Here is a 15,969-nt window from a genome sequence, read left to right on the forward strand (position 1 = left end):
ATGGCACTGCTCGGCGCGGATTATTTACAGCGCAACGCAGAGCACGTTAACGCATTAAATGTTTTCCCGGTGCCGGATGGCGACACGGGAACTAATATGAACTTAACGATGTCCTCTGGCGTTAGTGAACTCCGCAGCAAGCCGTCAAGCAGCATCGGTAAAGCGACGGAAGCATTATCGAAGGGGCTGTTAATGGGCGCAAGGGGCAACTCTGGCGTTATTTTGTCACAGCTTTTCCGAGGCTTCTCTAGATCGCTTGCCGGTCTTGAAGAGGCGGGAACGACGCAGCTCGCCGCTGCTTTGCAATACGGTGTTGACCTCGCTTATAAAGCTGTCGTAAAGCCAGTCGAAGGAACGATCCTTACGGTCGCCAAGGAAGCTGCTAAGCATGCGGTTCAATATGCACGCAGAACAAATGATGTCGTTGAATTGATGCAAGAAGTGCATCAGAAGGCGCATGAAGCTTTGCAGCGCACGCCAGATTTATTGCCTGTCCTTAAGCAGGTTGGCGTAGTTGATTCCGGCGGACAAGGCCTTGTATTTATTTATGAGGGGTTCGTGCGCAGCCTGACAGAATTAGACGGCCAGCTCGATTCCTATTCGATGGGTTCAGAAGCGGCTCCTCCAGAGGAGGTAGCTGTTCCGACAATAGCTCCTGCACCAAACATCCGTAAGCAAGAGCTTTCATCGGCGCAATCACGCTTATCAACGGAAGCAATTGAATTTTTATATGATATGGAATTTTTTATCAATCGCAAGCTAGCTGGGCATACGGGAGCGTTTTTTGATGAATCCGCTTACAAACGTGCGCTTGGAAAAGACGGAGATTCCATACTTGTTATAACAGAAGACGATATCATTAAAGTGCATGTACACTCGCGCAAGCCTGGCGACGTGCTGAATCTATCACTTCCTTACGGCGAATTAACCGATATTCATATTCTTAACATGCGCGAGCAGCATCGCGATTTGCTTGAGCATGAACATTCATCTTCGGACATAGCGGACTTCTCCGCGGCTGAGCTGCTTGCCGGGCAGGCTGTTCAAGGCATCCCGCCAGGCCAAGTGTTCGAGAAGGCGCCGTTTGGCATTATTGCGGTCGCTTTAGGCGAGGGAATCGCGGACATTTTCCTCGAAAATGAAGTCGATACGGTATTGTCCGGCGGCCAGACGATGAATCCGAGCACCGAAGACTTTGTAAAGGCTATCGAAGCGTTGTCTGCGGAGCATATATATATTCTCCCGAATAACGGAAACATTATTTTGGCGGCGGAACAGGCTGCTGAACTAAGCGAGCGCAGCGTTACGGTCATTCCGACAAAAACGATCCCGCAGGGCTTAGCGGCGGTACTCGCATTCAAGGAAGAAGAAACGGCTGAGCGAAACAGCCTATGGATGAAAAATGCAGCGGAGCAAGTGCTCTCTGGACAAGTAACGAAGGCTGTGCGCGATACGACGATTGATGGCGTATGCATCAAGGAAGGCGATTATATCGGCATTAAGGAAAAAGCGATTATGGTTTCGAATGCCAGCCTGCAGGACGCCAGCCAGTCGCTAATCGCAAGCATGATGAGCGCAGGAGGAGATCTGCTGACGATTCTTACCGGTGCGGAAGCCGATGCAGCAGAGACGGCAACGCTGTGCGAGTGGATCGGCGAGCAGTATCCTGAGCTTGAGCTGGAAGTGCAAAAAGGCGGACAACCGCTGTATCCTTATGTTTTTGCGCTCGAATAAAAGGTTAACGTTTTAAAGCTGGGAGGGGTTAACATTGGGGAAGGTTAGAATCGTAACGGATAGTACGTCCGACATTCCAGAAGAGGTTAGAGAAAAACTGGGGATCACGGCTGTGCCCCTTAAAGTGCTCTTTGGCGAAGAAACGTTTCTGGATGCGGTGACGATTACGTCCGAGCAGTTCTATGAGAAGCTTGCACAGTCTTCCGCGCTTCCTACGACGTCGCAGCCATCGCCAAATGAATTTTCAGACGTATATGAACGTCTGCTTGCTGAAGACGCCGAGTCGCCTATTATTTCGCTTCATTTGTCTGCGGCGCTCAGCGGTACTTATCAATCGGCTGTAATTGCGCAGTCCATGCTTGAGGGAGAATCTGATATTACGATTTTGGATTCGAGATCAGCTTCATTTGGCTTTGGGATGCGTGTCGTGAAAGCGGCTGAAATGGCGCAGGCAGGCGAATCCAAGGAACGGATTATCGCGGCAATCGAGCAGCTCGAGCGCGATACGAATTTATATTTTCTCGTAGATACTCTCGAATATTTGCAGAAGGGCGGAAGGATCGGCAAAGCCTCCGCGCTGATTGGTTCGATTCTAAACATCAAGCCTATCTTATCCTTGGATAAGGAAGGTGTCGTGCTTGCGGTAGATAAAGTGCGCGGCTCCAAGAAGGCCATGGGGCGCATTGTGGAGATGCTGAAGCAGACGTACGGCGACGAGCCGGTCGGTCTCACAATGGCTTACTCTTTCCGCAAGGATACGGCAGAGGAGCTTCTTGAGCTTCTCAAGAGCAATTTTAATGTGCAAGCCATTGGCTGGACGACGATTGGCGCGGTTATCGGTACCCATACGGGACCGGGCGCATCGGCCGTGTTTATGTACAGGATGTGATATGATGATGACGCTGGATCAAATTTCTGTTCGGCAAATCAAAGGCGTGAGCGCTCCTAAGGAACAGGAGCTTCACGCCTTTGACGTGAGAACGGTTGCGGATTTACTGGATTATTTTCCATTTCGTTATGAGGATTACCGCATTCGCGAGCTGACCGACGTAAAGGAAGGCGAGAAGGTCACGGTGCTCGGGCATGTGCGGGGCGTCCCCCTCTTGCAGCGCTATGGCAAGAGCAAGTCGAGGCTCACCTGCAAGGTGGAAGTGGGGCAATGGCTGGTTACAGCTGTATGGTTTAACCGTCATTTCCTGCAGGACCAGCTGGTCATCGGGCGGGAAATTATGCTCACCGGCAAATGGGAGCAGCAGCGCCTGCAAATGACGATATCGGACTCGGAATTTCCAGGCAGCGGCGGCGCGGCTAAGTCGGGAACGCTGCAGCCGGTTTATTCGGTCGGCGGAAGCATTACGCAGCCGTGGATGCGCAAGACGGTGCGGCAAGCTCTGACGCAGTACGGGACGATGATCGAAGAGATGCTGCCGCATGAGCTGGTACGCCAGCATGATCTAATGGCAAGGCGAGATGCGGTTCAGCGCATTCATTTGCCGGATGATACAAAGGAAGGACAAGCTGCCCGCGATCGGTTGGTTTATGAGGAGCTGTTTCTTTTTCAGCTGAAGCTGCAGGCTTATCGGGCGCTTAATCGCAAGCGCAATGACGGCATTGCGCATCAGATCGAGAGCGAGACGATTCGCCAGTTTGCCGCGACTCTACCGTTCGAGCTGACCGATGCGCAGAAGAAGGTCGTCAATGAAATTTGCGTCGATATGAGAAGGCCGTCCTGCATGAATCGCCTGCTTCAAGGCGATGTTGGCTCCGGCAAAACGGTAGTCGCAGCCATCGCTCTGTACGTAGCGGTTAAATCAGGCCATCAAGGGGCGCTCATGGTGCCGACCGAAATTTTGGCGGATCAGCATATGCGCTCGTTAACGAGAATGTTTGCCGATCTTGGCATTCAGGTTGCCCTTCTTACAGGCAGCCTTACGGAGAAGAAACGAAGAGACGTGCTTGCCGGGCTGCAGATGGGAATCATCGACATTGTAGTCGGCACGCATGCCCTTATTCAAGATGATGTTTTCTTTCGGAGCCTGGGGCTAGTCGTTGTCGATGAGCAGCATCGCTTCGGCGTAAATCAGCGCAGCGTGCTGCGCCGCAAAGGAATGAATCCGGACGTGCTGACGATGACGGCCACCCCTATTCCAAGAACGATGGCGATTACGGCTTTTGGGGATATGGATGTGTCGACGATCCGCGAGCGCCCGCATGGCCGCAAGCCGATCAAAACGTATTGGGTGAAGCACAGCATGATGGAGCGCGTGCTCGGCTTTATTCGCAAAGAGGTTAGCAAGGGCAGACAAGCCTATATCATTTGCCCGCTGATTGAAGAATCGGAGAAGCTTGATGTGCAAAATGCAATTGACCTGTACGTGCAAACCCAGCAATCGTTTCCCGATTTGCGCGTGGGGCTGCTGCACGGACGGCTTTCAGCTGCCGAGAAGGAAACGGTAATGGGCGCTTTCGGCGCGAACGAGACGCATGTGCTTGTCGCGACGACGGTTGTCGAGGTAGGCGTCGACGTTCCGAACGCGACGCTTATGATCATTATGGACGCCGAGCGGTTTGGCTTGTCTCAGCTGCATCAGCTTAGAGGCCGGGTTGGCCGGGGCGAGCATCAATCACATTGTATACTCGTTGCCGATCCCAAATCGGAAACCGGAAAAGAGCGGATGAAGGTGATGACCGACACGGATGACGGCTTTGAGGTGTCGAGGCGCGATCTTGAAATTCGGGGCCCCGGCGACTTCTTTGGGACGAAGCAGAGCGGCTTGCCGGAGTTCCGCTTGGCGGATATGGTTGCCGACTATGAGGTGCTGGAGATTGCTAGGGACGATGCCGCTGAATTAACAGGGCGTGACGATTTTTGGTCGAATGAGTCCTATGCCAGATTGCGCAGCGTATTGCAGAAGGATCAATTTTTTCAAGGAGAACAGCTGGACTAGGCAATAATTACCTTCAAACGGCATATAGATTAAAGATGTAATCGGATTGCCGGATGGAGGTGTCAGGGCAGTGAGTTACCAAAACTATGGAATTCGGCCGCAGCTGGTCGAGCGCGTTAAATACAAAATGAAAAACCCTGTCGTGAAGGACAAAATTAGGCAACTGCTGGGCAATGTAACGAAGTATGATTTGCAGGACCGGCCAAAGGTGAGGAAGCTTGTGAAAGCGGCGGCCGTTATTTTGCAGGAACAGCTTACGGATACGCAGGAGGACCAGATCGTCGCCTTCGTGATGGGGCAAAAAATCGATCCCAACAACACGTTTCATCTGTTGAAGCTGTGGGGAATGTTTCGCTGACCGCTTAAGGTCAGCGATTTTTTTTTTGTTATCAGCAGAGTCGCAGCTTCCTTCTCTGCACTTACCACAGCTCTAGCTGCTCGTCCACTTTACATGGCTCGATTAACGCAGACTCGTCGTTGCGGACGCTTCCAACGGCTGTTGAAACGGGATAAGCCTCGAGCTCATGCGCCGAGTAGGGCTGCAGGAGCGGCGTGATCGCACTAACGTCCGTCACCGCGCGGTTCAGCCAAAGCTGCTCATCCTCCGGACGCAAAATGACCGGCATCCGGTCGTGAATCGGCGCAACGAGCTCGTTCGGCGTTGTGGTTAATATCGTGCAGCTATTTATTTTGGTCCCGTCAGGCGAGAGCCACGTCTCATAAAGTCCTGCCATGCTGAAAATAGAGCGGCTCTTCAGCACGATGCGCATCGGCTGCTTGCCACTCGCCGTCGTTCTCCACTCGTAGAAGCCGTCTGCCGGGATGATGCATCGCTTGTGGCGCAGCGGCTTCTGGAAGGCAGGCTTGCTCGCTGCCGTCTCCGAGCGCGCGTTAAGCATTTGGAAGCCGATCTTCGGGTCATCAGCCCATGGCGGCACAAGTCCCCATTTGAGCTCGCCGAGCCGGTTGCTGTGTCCGTCGTTAATGATTGACAGCACCTGCTGGCTTGGAGCTACGTTATATTTTGGACGGTGGAACGGCACCATCGTCTCCTCGATCATATATCTGACCATCAGCTCTTCCAGCGTAACGGTGAGCGTATATCTTCCGCACATGACTCTCTCCCTCTTTCCTTTCGCATGCTCTTATTATACATCTTGGGAAACGGCAGCGCATATGTTGCTTACACGGTATGACATGCGGCACAGTGGCAGATACTGGTTCATATAGACTTGCAGCTTTATATCAACTCCTACATAGCCAATGATTTGAACAAGGAGCGCTGACGATGGGCAATAAAAATGGATTACGGACATATCGCCGCTCAATCGGCTACTGGCTGCGCCAGCTGCTCGCGCTTCCCGGCGCGGCGTTTGAGTACGCGATCGGGAAATGGGGCGCGATGAATGCCTCGCAAGCGATGATGGCAGAGGCGGCTCCGCTGCAATTATCATCTGCTGCCGTTGCGAAGCTCATGTACGCATGGTCAAAGCCCGCCGTATTGCCTGCGGCTGGGCCATCGGGCAGCTGGAGCATGGAGGAGCTAGCGCTTATTGATCGAATCCGCTCGGAGACGGCTGCCAGCAACCGCAATAATGTAACGCGAACCGAGGCATACCGCAGCGTGTATTTTCGCATGCCGGAGCTGCACTGGGCGTTTCTTGCCCATATGGTGTCGCGCAACGGCGGCTGGAACATGACGGATTTGCAAGGGGAGTGGCTGCCATTGCTGCTGACGCCCGAGCAGCGGGAGGCGGTGTTCCGTTTTTTGGAGCAGGCGAACGCTTTGATCTTTCAGGATGCTTATCCGCAGCTGCTGCTGTACGAATGGAGCCGGCGCGAGGGCAGGAGCCTGTTCCATCTGCTGCCTGCTTTTGGCGTATCGGCTTTTATGGCACCGGTTTGGAAGCAGTTCTGGCGTGACCGCGACCCCGTGCCGCTAACGATTGCGCTAATCGTAAACGAGCAGCATTATATCGAGCAGCGTGTCGTGCAGCAGCCTTATTTTCGCGAAAAGGTGCTTCATACGCTGTTTTTTGGACTGCAATCGCTGCTGCAATTGAACGGCGTGATTTTTCCTTATGGGAATGGGCAAGGAAAAGGCGATGAAGCCGAAGTGCTGAGGCTCTCCGGGCTCATCTTGGAGAGCTTCGAAAATTTGCATGAGCGAATTGAATTCGGCAAGCGTCTTTATGCGCTGCTGTTTGGCATCCCCCGTGTGCATGACGGTGCTAAATGTTTTGCGGGAGCGGTTAAGCATAGCGGCTCGCGTGCCGACTATGCGCCCCATATGTTCGCTCGCGTTCGCAAGGGGCCGCCGCAGCGCGTCTATGTGGAGCGCCTCCTTGGCGGGCGGCTGAGGCCTGGAGCGGAACCGATCTACAGTCCGGAGCTTGGCTCGGCGTGGGGCGACCAGCCGGTTGGGCCGCCTGAGCTTGGCGATTGGTTTAAGTCGGCAGACGATATCGCGCCTTATTTTGAGAAGCTGCCGCTGCCGCATTCCTTTGAGATTACGAATGAATACGGGCTTATGCTTAATAAGATTGAGCTGGCTGTCCTTGCGATGCAGCGGGGGAAATAAAACGGCGGAACGAATGGCATGCGCTATTGAGTCTAATATTGAATTTTATTCAGCTATCGATCGTCACATAGAACAAGGAGCTGCCCAGCCTTCGCGCTTGGCAGCTCCTTGTTTTGAATGAATGGTTTAGAGACATTATTCCTCGGCTGCGGCGCCCTCGATATCCCGAATCGAGAACCATTCGCCATCGACCATAAAGCGGCCTTTCAGCTGATCGACCCGATCGACGATGCCGACGACGGTCAACTCCTCCAGCGGATGGAACAGGCGAAGCGTGATGGAGTGGCGCTGCTGCAGCGATTCGTTCACGAAGCGGGCTACATTTTCCCACTCCTGCTCGTCAAGCTCTACGCGCTCCCGCTGCCTGAGTGATTTCTCATGCTCATTAATCGCGACCTTGTGCTCGGGCAGCATCATGCGGCTCGACTCCCAAAGCCCGTTGCCTTCAAGTTTCTTTCTCATTTGTAATGTCCTCCGATCTTCTCCGAGCGATGCAGCGCTTGCCCAGCGGGAGAGACGGATACGGCTCTTAAAATAACGGCGTCCCCGTACTTCTTCTTCAAGGCATCCGTCGCCCTCTCAAGCGCCATCGTCTTCTCGCGGTCTGGGTCAAACAGCGAGAGCTGATACTCGTCATCCTGCGAAAATTGCGACAGGCTGATGCCGATCTTTCTTACGGGGTAGCCGTCCCAGTGCCGCAGCACCAGCTGCACCGCGGCGCGGTAAACCTGGTTGGTGACGTTGGTCGGATCGTCCATTTTCATTTGGCGGCTAAAGCCGGTCGGGCGGTCATAGTCGGCTCCCATCAATCCCACAGACACGACATGCCCCATATAGCCTTTGCCGCGGCAGCGCTGGCACACAAGCTCCGTCAGCTCAAGCAGCACAACCTTGATTTCCTCCAGCTTGCCGTAGTCCCGGGGCAGCGTCATCATATGCCCAACCGCCTTCGGGGCAACCTGATGCGTTCCCGGCGTAACGGGGCTGTCATCGATGCCGTTGGCAATACGCCAGTACAGCTCGGCGTTAATGTCGGAGTTTTTGCCGAATTTGCGGCGCATCATCAGCTTCAGCTTATCCAGCGGCGTTGCCGCTAGCTTGCCGATCGTATCGAGCCCCATCGCATTAAAATGGCGCGTCATACGGCTGCCGACCATGAACATTTTGGCGGTGGGCAGCGTCCATAGCGTATCTTGAAGCTTATCCTTCGAGAGGATGTAAATGCCCGATTCGTTTTTCTTTGCATAGTTGTCGCAGGCCGTCTTCGCCAAAATTTTATTTTCCGCGATGCCAAAGCGGGTGTATATGCCAAGCTCCGCCAAAATGCGAGTCTGGATATGATGCGCCAGCTCCTCCGCCGACCCATACAGATGCAGCGAGCCTGTCACATCGAGAAACTGCTCATCGATCGAATAAGGCTCGACGAGGTCGGTATACGACTGATAAATGCGCGTAATAGTCATGGAAATATCGATATACAGCTGCATGCGCGGTCTAATGATTACCAAATTCGGACACTTCGCAAGCGAATCGCCGAGTCTCTCCGCAGTGGTTACTCCAAATGACTTGGCGATCGGGCAGGCGGCGAGAATGATGCCGGAACGGCGTTCGGGATCGCCCGCCACGACAACCGGCAAATCGCGGTACTCGGGATGCTCCGCCTTCTCCACCGACGCATAAAACGATTGGCAATCCGCGAGCATGATGGCTTTATTAAGAGACATTTCGGCTCACCAGCTCTGCCGCTAATATATTTGCCGCAAGAAAGACGCGCTGTGCGCCCGAGTCGATGCAAAAGGCTCTAACGTAGCCGTTTCTCACCGATAGGACTCGAATTCTTCGTTTCGTAAACTTGCCTTTTTTGCTCATATAAATCACATCAACGACACAACCGATTACGCTGAACCATTTTTCTAATGTCATGATGTATCCCTCCAAGATAAGAACGTTTGTTCTTATTATATACAGAACATTCGTTCTTATACTAGTGGTTTTTTGTGGATGTTTTTTACAAAGACTGGCACGTTCCTCTGGCGATAGGTGACGTTTGGAATAGCGGCGTACATATTTAAATCCATATTGCGCCAAAATAGAAGCAACATGGAAATGAAAGGTGCCGTTATGAACAAACAAAATGCAGAGACGTTAACGCCGTTTAGTCCATCGCTGCATGCGAATCTGGAAACGATCCGCGATCGGTTCGGCGGAAGCTCGGATATTGTGATCCGCATGTTTCGCAGCGATGCGGCCCCCGATCGCGAAATCGCGATTATATATGTGGATGGAATCGTGGATTCGGAGACGATTAACGAAAGCGTCATGGAGCCGTTAATGTCGATGAAGCTGCCGGACCATGTATTCGTGAAGGGCGGCAAGCTGCTGGAGGCGCTTCGCAGCTGCATCGTGTCAATCGGATCGGTACAGGATATTCGTTCGTTGGAGCAAGCGCTCCAGTATATGACGGACGGGCTATGCGTCATTATGGCAGACGGGAGCGCTGCGGCATTAACTGCGGATGTCGGCGGAGGCGAGGAGCGCAGCGTTACGATTCCGCAGACCCAAACGGTTATTCGGGGGCCGCAGCATGGCTTTGTCGAAAGCATTCGAACGAATATCAGTTTAATTCGGCGCATCATTCGTTCTTCGGACCTGCATGTGCAGGTGCATAAGATCGGCCGTCAGACGCATACGAACGTGGGCGTGCTCTATTTGCACGGCGTAGCGGACGAAGGGATCGTTAAGGAGGTTTACCGCAGGCTGGCGGCAATCGAAATAGACGGCGTGCTGGAGAGCGGATATATTGAGGAGTTTATTCAGGACGAGACCTTCACGCTTTTTCCGACGCTGCTGAATTCAGAGCGTCCCGATACGGTTGCAGCCGCGCTGCTTGAAGGCAGAGTGGTGGTCATGGTCGACGGATCGCCGATGGCGTTGATGGCGCCAACGACTTTTTTTACCTTTTTCCAGTCGCCTGAGGATTATTACCAGAGATTCGATATTGCGACGTTCGTACGCATGATCCGTTATGGCGCGTATGTGATTTCGATTCTGCTGCCTGCCCTATATATCGCAGTGACGACCTATCATCAGGAGATGCTTCCGACTACGCTGCTTATTAGTCTAGCGGCGCAGCGGGAAGGCATTCCGTTTCCAGGCTTGCTCGAGGCGCTTCTCATGGAGGTTACGTTCGAGGTACTGCGCGAGGCGGGACTTCGGATGCCGCGGGCTATCGGCCCGGCGATCTCAATCGTTGGCGCTCTCGTGCTCGGCCAGTCTGCCGTGCAGGCGGGCATCGTATCGGCGGGCATGGTCATCGTGGTATCCTTCACGGCTATTTCCAATTTCGTTATGCCTGAGTTCAATATGGCGGCAACCTCACGCATTATCCGGTTCGCCTTCATGATTATGGCAGGCATTTTCGGCTTCTTCGGCATATTCATATCCGTGCTGATTATGCTTATTCATCTCGCATCGCTGCGCTCTTTCGGGGTGCCGTACATGTCTCCGATCGCGCCAGGGCCAACCAAGCAAGGGATATGGAGAGACGTGTTCGTGAGGCTGCCCTGGTGGGCAATTGTGCTTCGTCCTCTTGATTTGAACCTGCGCAATCCGAAGCGGCGCCCGAACGGAAAAAAACCGCCGGCACAGCGACACTCCGGCAAACCGTAAAGAAAGGGAGGAACGGCAATGACTAAATGGAAGCTGCTGCTGCCGCTGATTGTGTGCTTGCTGGCTGCCGGCTGCTGGAATCGGGTAGAGCTCAATGATATTGCCGTAATTTCCGCAACCGGAGTGGATTGGAAGGACGGGAACTGGGTGCTGACGTATCAGGTTGTCATTCCGCAAGCCATTTCCAGCCAGAGCGCTTCAAGCAACTCGGCGTCGGTAAACGTGTTTTCCACGAAGGGCGAGAGCTTCCGCAGCGCAGTCAGCAAAGCGAGCCAGGAAACGTCGCGTCGCCTTTACTTCTCGCATACTCAAATCATCATTATTGGGCAGGAAGCTGCCCGCAAGGGGCTGGGGCCGCTGCTCGACACGTATCTTCGCAATCATGATTCCCGCGAGACGGTGAGCGTGTACTTGTCGAAGGGGAGCGCGCGCCGAATGCTCGAGCAGCTCATTCCGCTTGAGAAAATACCCGCTTCAGCCATTCAGCGCATGATCACAAACGAGGAGCTGAACAGCTCGATCTTCCGTCAAATGACGGTGCATCAAGTGATGATGGACTTGCTGGGCACCACCCATGCTACAGGACTGCCGGGATTGGTCGTGGCAGGGACTACCGAGAGCATGGATACGGTTGGAAAGCTCTCGCGCACCAACACGCCGTCTAAGGTCAGGTTATATGATTTGGGATTGATTGCAGGCGACAAGCTGGTAGGCTGGATTAACAATGAAGAAAGCCAAGGCGTGATGTGGCTTGCAGATCATGTGAAAAAAGCGACGATCCCCTTTGCATGCGCGGCGGATGGGGAAGGACAGAAGAACTCGACTATCCGGATTACGCATGCAAAAACCAAGCTGCGTCCAGAGCTGTCAAACGGCAAGTGGATCATGCATGTGAATGTGAGCTCGGAAGGGACGCTGATGGAATACAACTGCGCGGGCGAGCTTGCGAAGCCGCGGCAGGTCGATCAGGTCGAGCGGCTCATTGAACGGGAGATTGCTTCGATTATGGAGAAAGGCTGGAAGGCCGTCCGCAAGCACCGGGCTGATGTGCTGGGCTTCGGCAATGTGATTCATGAAAGGTATCCGAAGCAGTGGTCGAAGTCGCGAGAGAACTGGATGGAAATTTTCCCTAACACGGAAGTGAAAATTGCGGTAGAGGTTAAGCTTCTATCGACAGGCATGAGCGGAAGCGGCTTTAAGAAGGAGCAGAAGAAGAAGGAAAGCTCATAATCGGAAAGGAGACCGTATGCAGCAGATCGGGAAAAATCAGCTTTCAATTTTGATCATCGTATTTTTGATCGGCAGCACGCCATTGTTCGAGCTTGGCATCAAGGCGAAGCAGGACGCATGGATGGCGATGACGCTGGCTGCGTTAGCCGGCCTGCTGCTTACAGTTATTTATGTCCGCATACAGAAGCGCTCTCCCGAATCGGAGCTTGCCGAGCTTTACATCATGCATTTTGGAAAATGGATCGGCGGCTTTGTTGGCCTTATGCACGCGCTCTGGTTTGCGTACGAATCGATGCGCAACGTAAGGGATGTCGGCGAGCTCACGATGATGGCGCTGCTTTCTTTTACGCCGAAGTGGATTGTCATGCTGCTCATTTTGAGCGCTGCAGCTTATACCGTAAGCAAGGGACTTGAAGTGTTTGTCCGCGTCGTACAGCTGTTGTTTCCTATAGCAGCGCTTAGCTACATGGGCATTATTTTATTTCTGTTCATTGCCAGGTTGCCGCATATCTCGCACCTGTTTCCGCTCCTCGAGAATGGAATTGGGCCTGTAGTAAAGGCGGCATTTCCGGATTTATTGTCTTTTCCCTTTGGGCAGACGATTATTTTTTTCGTTTTCTGGAAGCATGTCAGCGAGAAAAAAATTATCGGACGCGTCTCCTATTTATCTTTTATAGGGGTTTCGATGTTTCTTATCTTTATGAATGCGCTCACGATTTGCGTTCTTGGACCGGAGATAGCTGCGCTTACGGCGCTGCCTCTGCTTGAGGTTGTGCAGTTGATCAGGCTGGCCAACTTTCTGGAGCGGCTTGACGTCATTGTAACGCTGCTCTTGTTTATAGGGCTTTATGTGAAAATGACCGCGCTATATATGGCTTCGGTATTCACGTTTAACGTCATAACCGGCATTGCCTATCGCTATTGCGTGATGCCGATTGGCATCATCATCTACGCCGCTTCGTTTTTGGAGAGAAATAATACGATGCATATATGGATCGGCCTTGATATTACGCTGAAGGTTGCCCCGATATTTCAGGTTTTGCTGCCGCTGCTTATGCTTATCGTAGGCATACGAAAAAAATATAAAGCGGCAGCGTAGCGGCAATTGATGAAGGGCATTTCTCACAGAAACGGCAGCCCCGACATATTTTATGGATACAGATCGAAATATGAGCATAGGAAACGGCTTATATTTCATCGCGATACGAGCATTGCCGCCGACGGACTGCGTAAGCCGTTTACGCTTGCTTGAGGGGGATACGCGTGAGCGATGCCATTAGGAGCACGACAAGCATTATTCTCGTTACCTACAATAAGCTTGATTACACGAAGCAATGCGTGGAGAGCATTCGCAGGCATACGCAGAAAGGCTGCTATGAGCTGATTATTGTAGATAACGGATCGACGGATGGTACGGTGGATTGGGCAACAAACGAAAGCGACATCATCGTCATCGACAACGGCAGCAATGCAGGGTTTCCGAAGGGCTGCAATCAAGGGCTCGCAGCAGCCTCCGGCGAGCTGCTTATGCTGCTAAATAACGATACGATCGTCACGCCAGGCTGGCTTGACGGCTTAAAGCGCTGCTTGCTCAGCGATGAGCGAATTGGTGCGGTAGGCCCGGTAACGAACTCAGCGTCATACTGGACGACGATTCCGGTCACGTACAAAACGATAGAGGAGATGGAGCTGTTCGCTTCCGCGCTGCATGCGATTCCCGACAAAACGAGGTGGGAGGAGCGCGTGAAGCTGGTTGGCTACTGCCTGCTTATGAAGCGGGAGGCTTGGGAGCGGGTCGGGCCGTTTGACGAGTGTTTCGGCATCGGCAACTTTGAGGATGATGACTACTGCTTGCGGCTGCGGATGGCAGGTTACCGGCTGCTGCTATGCGGAGATACGTTCATCCATCATTTCGGCAGCGTCTCCTTCAGCTCCGAGCCGGAGCTCTTCCGGCAAACTTTTAATAATAATGCGAATGTTTTTAGAGTAAAGTGGGGCTTTGATCCAGGCGAGGCGACGTATATACGAATGGATTTTAGTACCGTCATACAGCGGGAGTCCCATGAATACAGGCGCGAGGACAGCTCCATCCTGGAAATCGGGTGCGGCTGCGGGGCAACGATCCTTCATTTGCTAAAGCAGTTTCCAGCTGCCAAATGGTACGGCGTCGAGCGTAATGAGCTTGCGGCGAGAGTTGCCGAGGCGTCAGGAATTACGGTGTTCCGCTCGAACGAGCCGGAGGACTGGACATTGCCCGCCGAAGGGCTGGACGGGATTCTGATCGGAGATGCGCATGCCTATGGAACGCCGCAGTCCATGAAGCGGCTGGTCAGCCTGTTAAGGCCGGGAGGCTGGATCATCGGCTGCTTCGCGAATCGTTATTATTTTGAAAATATTAGGCAATATCTAGACCCAACAAATGTGAAGGCGCAGCGCCAAGCCGCCATTCAGTATACGAAGCAGCAGGTCAATCAGCTGTTCACGCAGTCAGGCTTTGCTTATGTGAAGGTGACGCTCGCGGAGCATAAACCGCAGGAGCACCTTGACTATATCAGGCTGCTGGAGCAAGTAACGAACGAAATGATTTCAGATGAGCTTACTGCCGCATATCTGCTCGTATACGGCCGTGTTGCATCTTCCGTTCAGGAGCAGGAGCCAGAGGCGGTTGTAACACCGGCCGAGCCAGGGCGCGTCCATGACAGGGAGGGTAAATCGCTGGAAGACGTTAACGTGCAGAAGATTGAACCGGCAGCAGCCCTCAAGGCAATGAAGCGGGAAATGCCTTCACCAGAGCGGCAGGAGCTATTAAAAGAGCAAAACGACGTACAGTTTACCGGCGAGCGGCTGGTTGTGAATCAGGCGGTTAAGCAAAGCTACAACAGCGTTTATCATGAGCATATGAGACGTTATGAATTTGCCGGTACGCGGGTAAATGGACTGCGCGTTCTGGATGCCGCATGCGGAGCAGGTTACGGAAGCGCGATGCTGAAGCAGGCGGGTGCTGCCGAGGTGATAGGCATTGACGTTGACCGTGTGTCGCTTGAGCTTGCGGAGCGGGACTATGGCAGCGGCGGCGTGTCGTTTGTGAAGGGCGATGTGCTGCGGCTGCCCTTTGAGGATGAAGCCTTCGATGCGGTTGTCTCCTTCGAGACGATCGAGCATGTCGCTTCGGGAGCGGACTTTATTAAGGAGACGGCTAGGGTGCTAAAGGCTGGCGGATTGTTTATCGTATCGACGCCGAACCGCACCGTGACGAACACGCATATTTATTTTGAGGAGCGGCCTTTTAACGAGCATCATCGCTTTGAGTACCGCACGGCAGAGCTGATCGGCGAGCTTGTCCAGCACTACGCGGTCGAGGCTGTGTATGGGCAAAATGCGTTCGATGATTCCCTGTTTCCGGCAATGCGCTGGCTGCGGCAGACGAACGGCATCGCGCCGGGCCGGGGCAAGGAGCATAAGCGAGCTTGGACGCCGGATGAGCTGATTCCGCTTCATTTGCTTAAGAGTGCCGAGCCTATGTATGTGGTGGCGCTATGCCGGAAGACGAAGGGTTTGCAGGCTTGATGATAATCATTTTCAAAAAAAGAGTAGCATTATGATTGGGTTTTGCTATACAATTGAAAGTATTGACGAACCGAATATGTTCCGGGGAGCTGGTTAGGCCGGCTGAGAGGGAATTATCTGTACAATTCCGACCCGTTAAACCTGATCTGGATAATGCCAGCGTAGGGACAGAAGCTCTGTTTATTCAGCAAGCCTGATCTTAGCGATCAAGCCTTTGCTGCTTCAAACAGCTGCACAGCC

At 53.2% G+C, this 15,969-nt stretch carries 13 protein-coding genes and 1 riboswitch; of the genes, 9 read left to right on the plus strand and 4 right to left on the minus strand.

Features of this window, described 5'->3' with window-relative positions:
• The 4 genes from ADU23_RS21700 (at nucleotide 1) to ADU23_RS21715 (ending at nucleotide 5,040) form a co-directional block, all read left to right on the plus strand.
• Nucleotides 1-1,734 (plus strand): DAK2 domain-containing protein, encoded by a 1,734-nt coding sequence (locus ADU23_RS21700; RefSeq protein ID WP_082311311.1) that lies wholly within the window; start codon nucleotides 1-3, stop codon nucleotides 1,732-1,734.
• 34 nt (nucleotides 1,735-1,768) lie between these two features.
• Nucleotides 1,769-2,623, plus strand: coding sequence for a DegV family protein (locus ADU23_RS21705; protein WP_053375642.1), 855 nt, complete (start codon nucleotides 1,769-1,771; stop codon nucleotides 2,621-2,623).
• Between the two features lie 7 nt (nucleotides 2,624-2,630).
• Entirely contained in the window at nucleotides 2,631-4,682 is a 2,052-nt protein-coding gene (gene recG, locus ADU23_RS21710; protein WP_082311312.1) for an ATP-dependent DNA helicase RecG, read from the plus strand.
• Between the two features lie 70 nt (nucleotides 4,683-4,752).
• Nucleotides 4,753-5,040: a stage VI sporulation protein F gene (locus ADU23_RS21715; RefSeq protein WP_053375644.1), complete on the plus strand. Its 288-nt coding sequence runs from the start codon at nucleotides 4,753-4,755 to the stop codon at nucleotides 5,038-5,040.
• 61 nt (nucleotides 5,041-5,101) lie between these two features.
• On the opposite strand, the gene ADU23_RS21720 is transcribed toward ADU23_RS21715, so the two are convergent.
• Nucleotides 5,102-5,797 carry an SOS response-associated peptidase gene (locus tag ADU23_RS21720; protein ID WP_053375645.1) on the minus strand — a complete coding sequence of 232 codons (696 nt, stop codon included), beginning with the start codon at nucleotides 5,795-5,797 and terminating at the stop codon, nucleotides 5,102-5,104.
• Nucleotides 5,798-5,970: 173 nt separating this feature from the next.
• Here ADU23_RS21720 and ADU23_RS21725 point away from each other — a divergent pair, with 173 nt between their 5' ends.
• On the plus strand, nucleotides 5,971-7,263 hold the full coding sequence (locus tag ADU23_RS21725; protein WP_053375646.1) for a DUF2515 domain-containing protein: 1,293 nt from the start codon (nucleotides 5,971-5,973) through the stop codon (nucleotides 7,261-7,263).
• 135 nt (nucleotides 7,264-7,398) lie between these two features.
• On the opposite strand, the gene ADU23_RS21730 is transcribed toward ADU23_RS21725, so the two are convergent.
• The 3 genes from ADU23_RS21730 to ADU23_RS21740 are packed head-to-tail and all read right to left on the minus strand — an operon-like array spanning nucleotide 7,399 to nucleotide 9,186.
• Nucleotides 7,399-7,725: a YolD-like family protein gene (locus ADU23_RS21730; protein ID WP_053375647.1), complete on the minus strand. Its 327-nt coding sequence runs from the start codon at nucleotides 7,723-7,725 to the stop codon at nucleotides 7,399-7,401.
• The gene (locus tag ADU23_RS21735) at nucleotides 7,722-8,987 is read right to left on the minus strand and encodes a DNA polymerase IV (RefSeq protein ID WP_053375648.1); all 1,266 of its coding nucleotides are present in this window, start codon (nucleotides 8,985-8,987) and stop codon (nucleotides 7,722-7,724) included. The genes ADU23_RS21730 and ADU23_RS21735 overlap by 4 nt, the downstream gene beginning before the upstream one ends.
• The gene (locus ADU23_RS21740; protein WP_053375649.1) at nucleotides 8,977-9,186 is read right to left on the minus strand and encodes a hypothetical protein; all 210 of its coding nucleotides are present in this window, start codon (nucleotides 9,184-9,186) and stop codon (nucleotides 8,977-8,979) included. Before ADU23_RS21740 ends, ADU23_RS21735 begins: the two co-directional genes overlap by 11 nt.
• 198 nt (nucleotides 9,187-9,384) lie before the next feature.
• Between ADU23_RS21740 and ADU23_RS21745 the strand changes: the two genes are divergently transcribed.
• The 4 genes from ADU23_RS21745 (at nucleotide 9,385) to ADU23_RS21760 (ending at nucleotide 15,729) form a co-directional block, all read left to right on the plus strand.
• On the plus strand, nucleotides 9,385-10,932 hold the full coding sequence (locus tag ADU23_RS21745) for a spore germination protein (RefSeq protein ID WP_231637504.1): 1,548 nt from the start codon (nucleotides 9,385-9,387) through the stop codon (nucleotides 10,930-10,932).
• 18 nt (nucleotides 10,933-10,950) lie between these two features.
• Nucleotides 10,951-12,162 (plus strand): Ger(x)C family spore germination protein, encoded by a 1,212-nt coding sequence (locus tag ADU23_RS21750; protein ID WP_053375651.1) that lies wholly within the window; start codon nucleotides 10,951-10,953, stop codon nucleotides 12,160-12,162.
• Between the two features lie 16 nt (nucleotides 12,163-12,178).
• Nucleotides 12,179-13,261, plus strand: a complete 1,083-nt coding sequence (locus ADU23_RS21755; protein ID WP_053375652.1) for a GerAB/ArcD/ProY family transporter — start codon at nucleotides 12,179-12,181, stop codon at nucleotides 13,259-13,261.
• Between the two features lie 164 nt (nucleotides 13,262-13,425).
• On the plus strand, nucleotides 13,426-15,729 hold the full coding sequence (locus ADU23_RS21760; protein ID WP_053375653.1) for a methyltransferase domain-containing protein: 2,304 nt from the start codon (nucleotides 13,426-13,428) through the stop codon (nucleotides 15,727-15,729).
• Nucleotides 15,730-15,801: 72 nt separating this feature from the next.
• Nucleotides 15,802-15,914: riboswitch (TPP riboswitch) on the plus strand.
• Nucleotides 15,915-15,969: the final 55 nt, after the last annotated feature.

The organism is Paenibacillus sp. FJAT-27812, from assembly GCF_001273905.1.
Taxonomy (GTDB): Bacteria; Bacillota; Bacilli; order Paenibacillales; family Paenibacillaceae; genus Pristimantibacillus.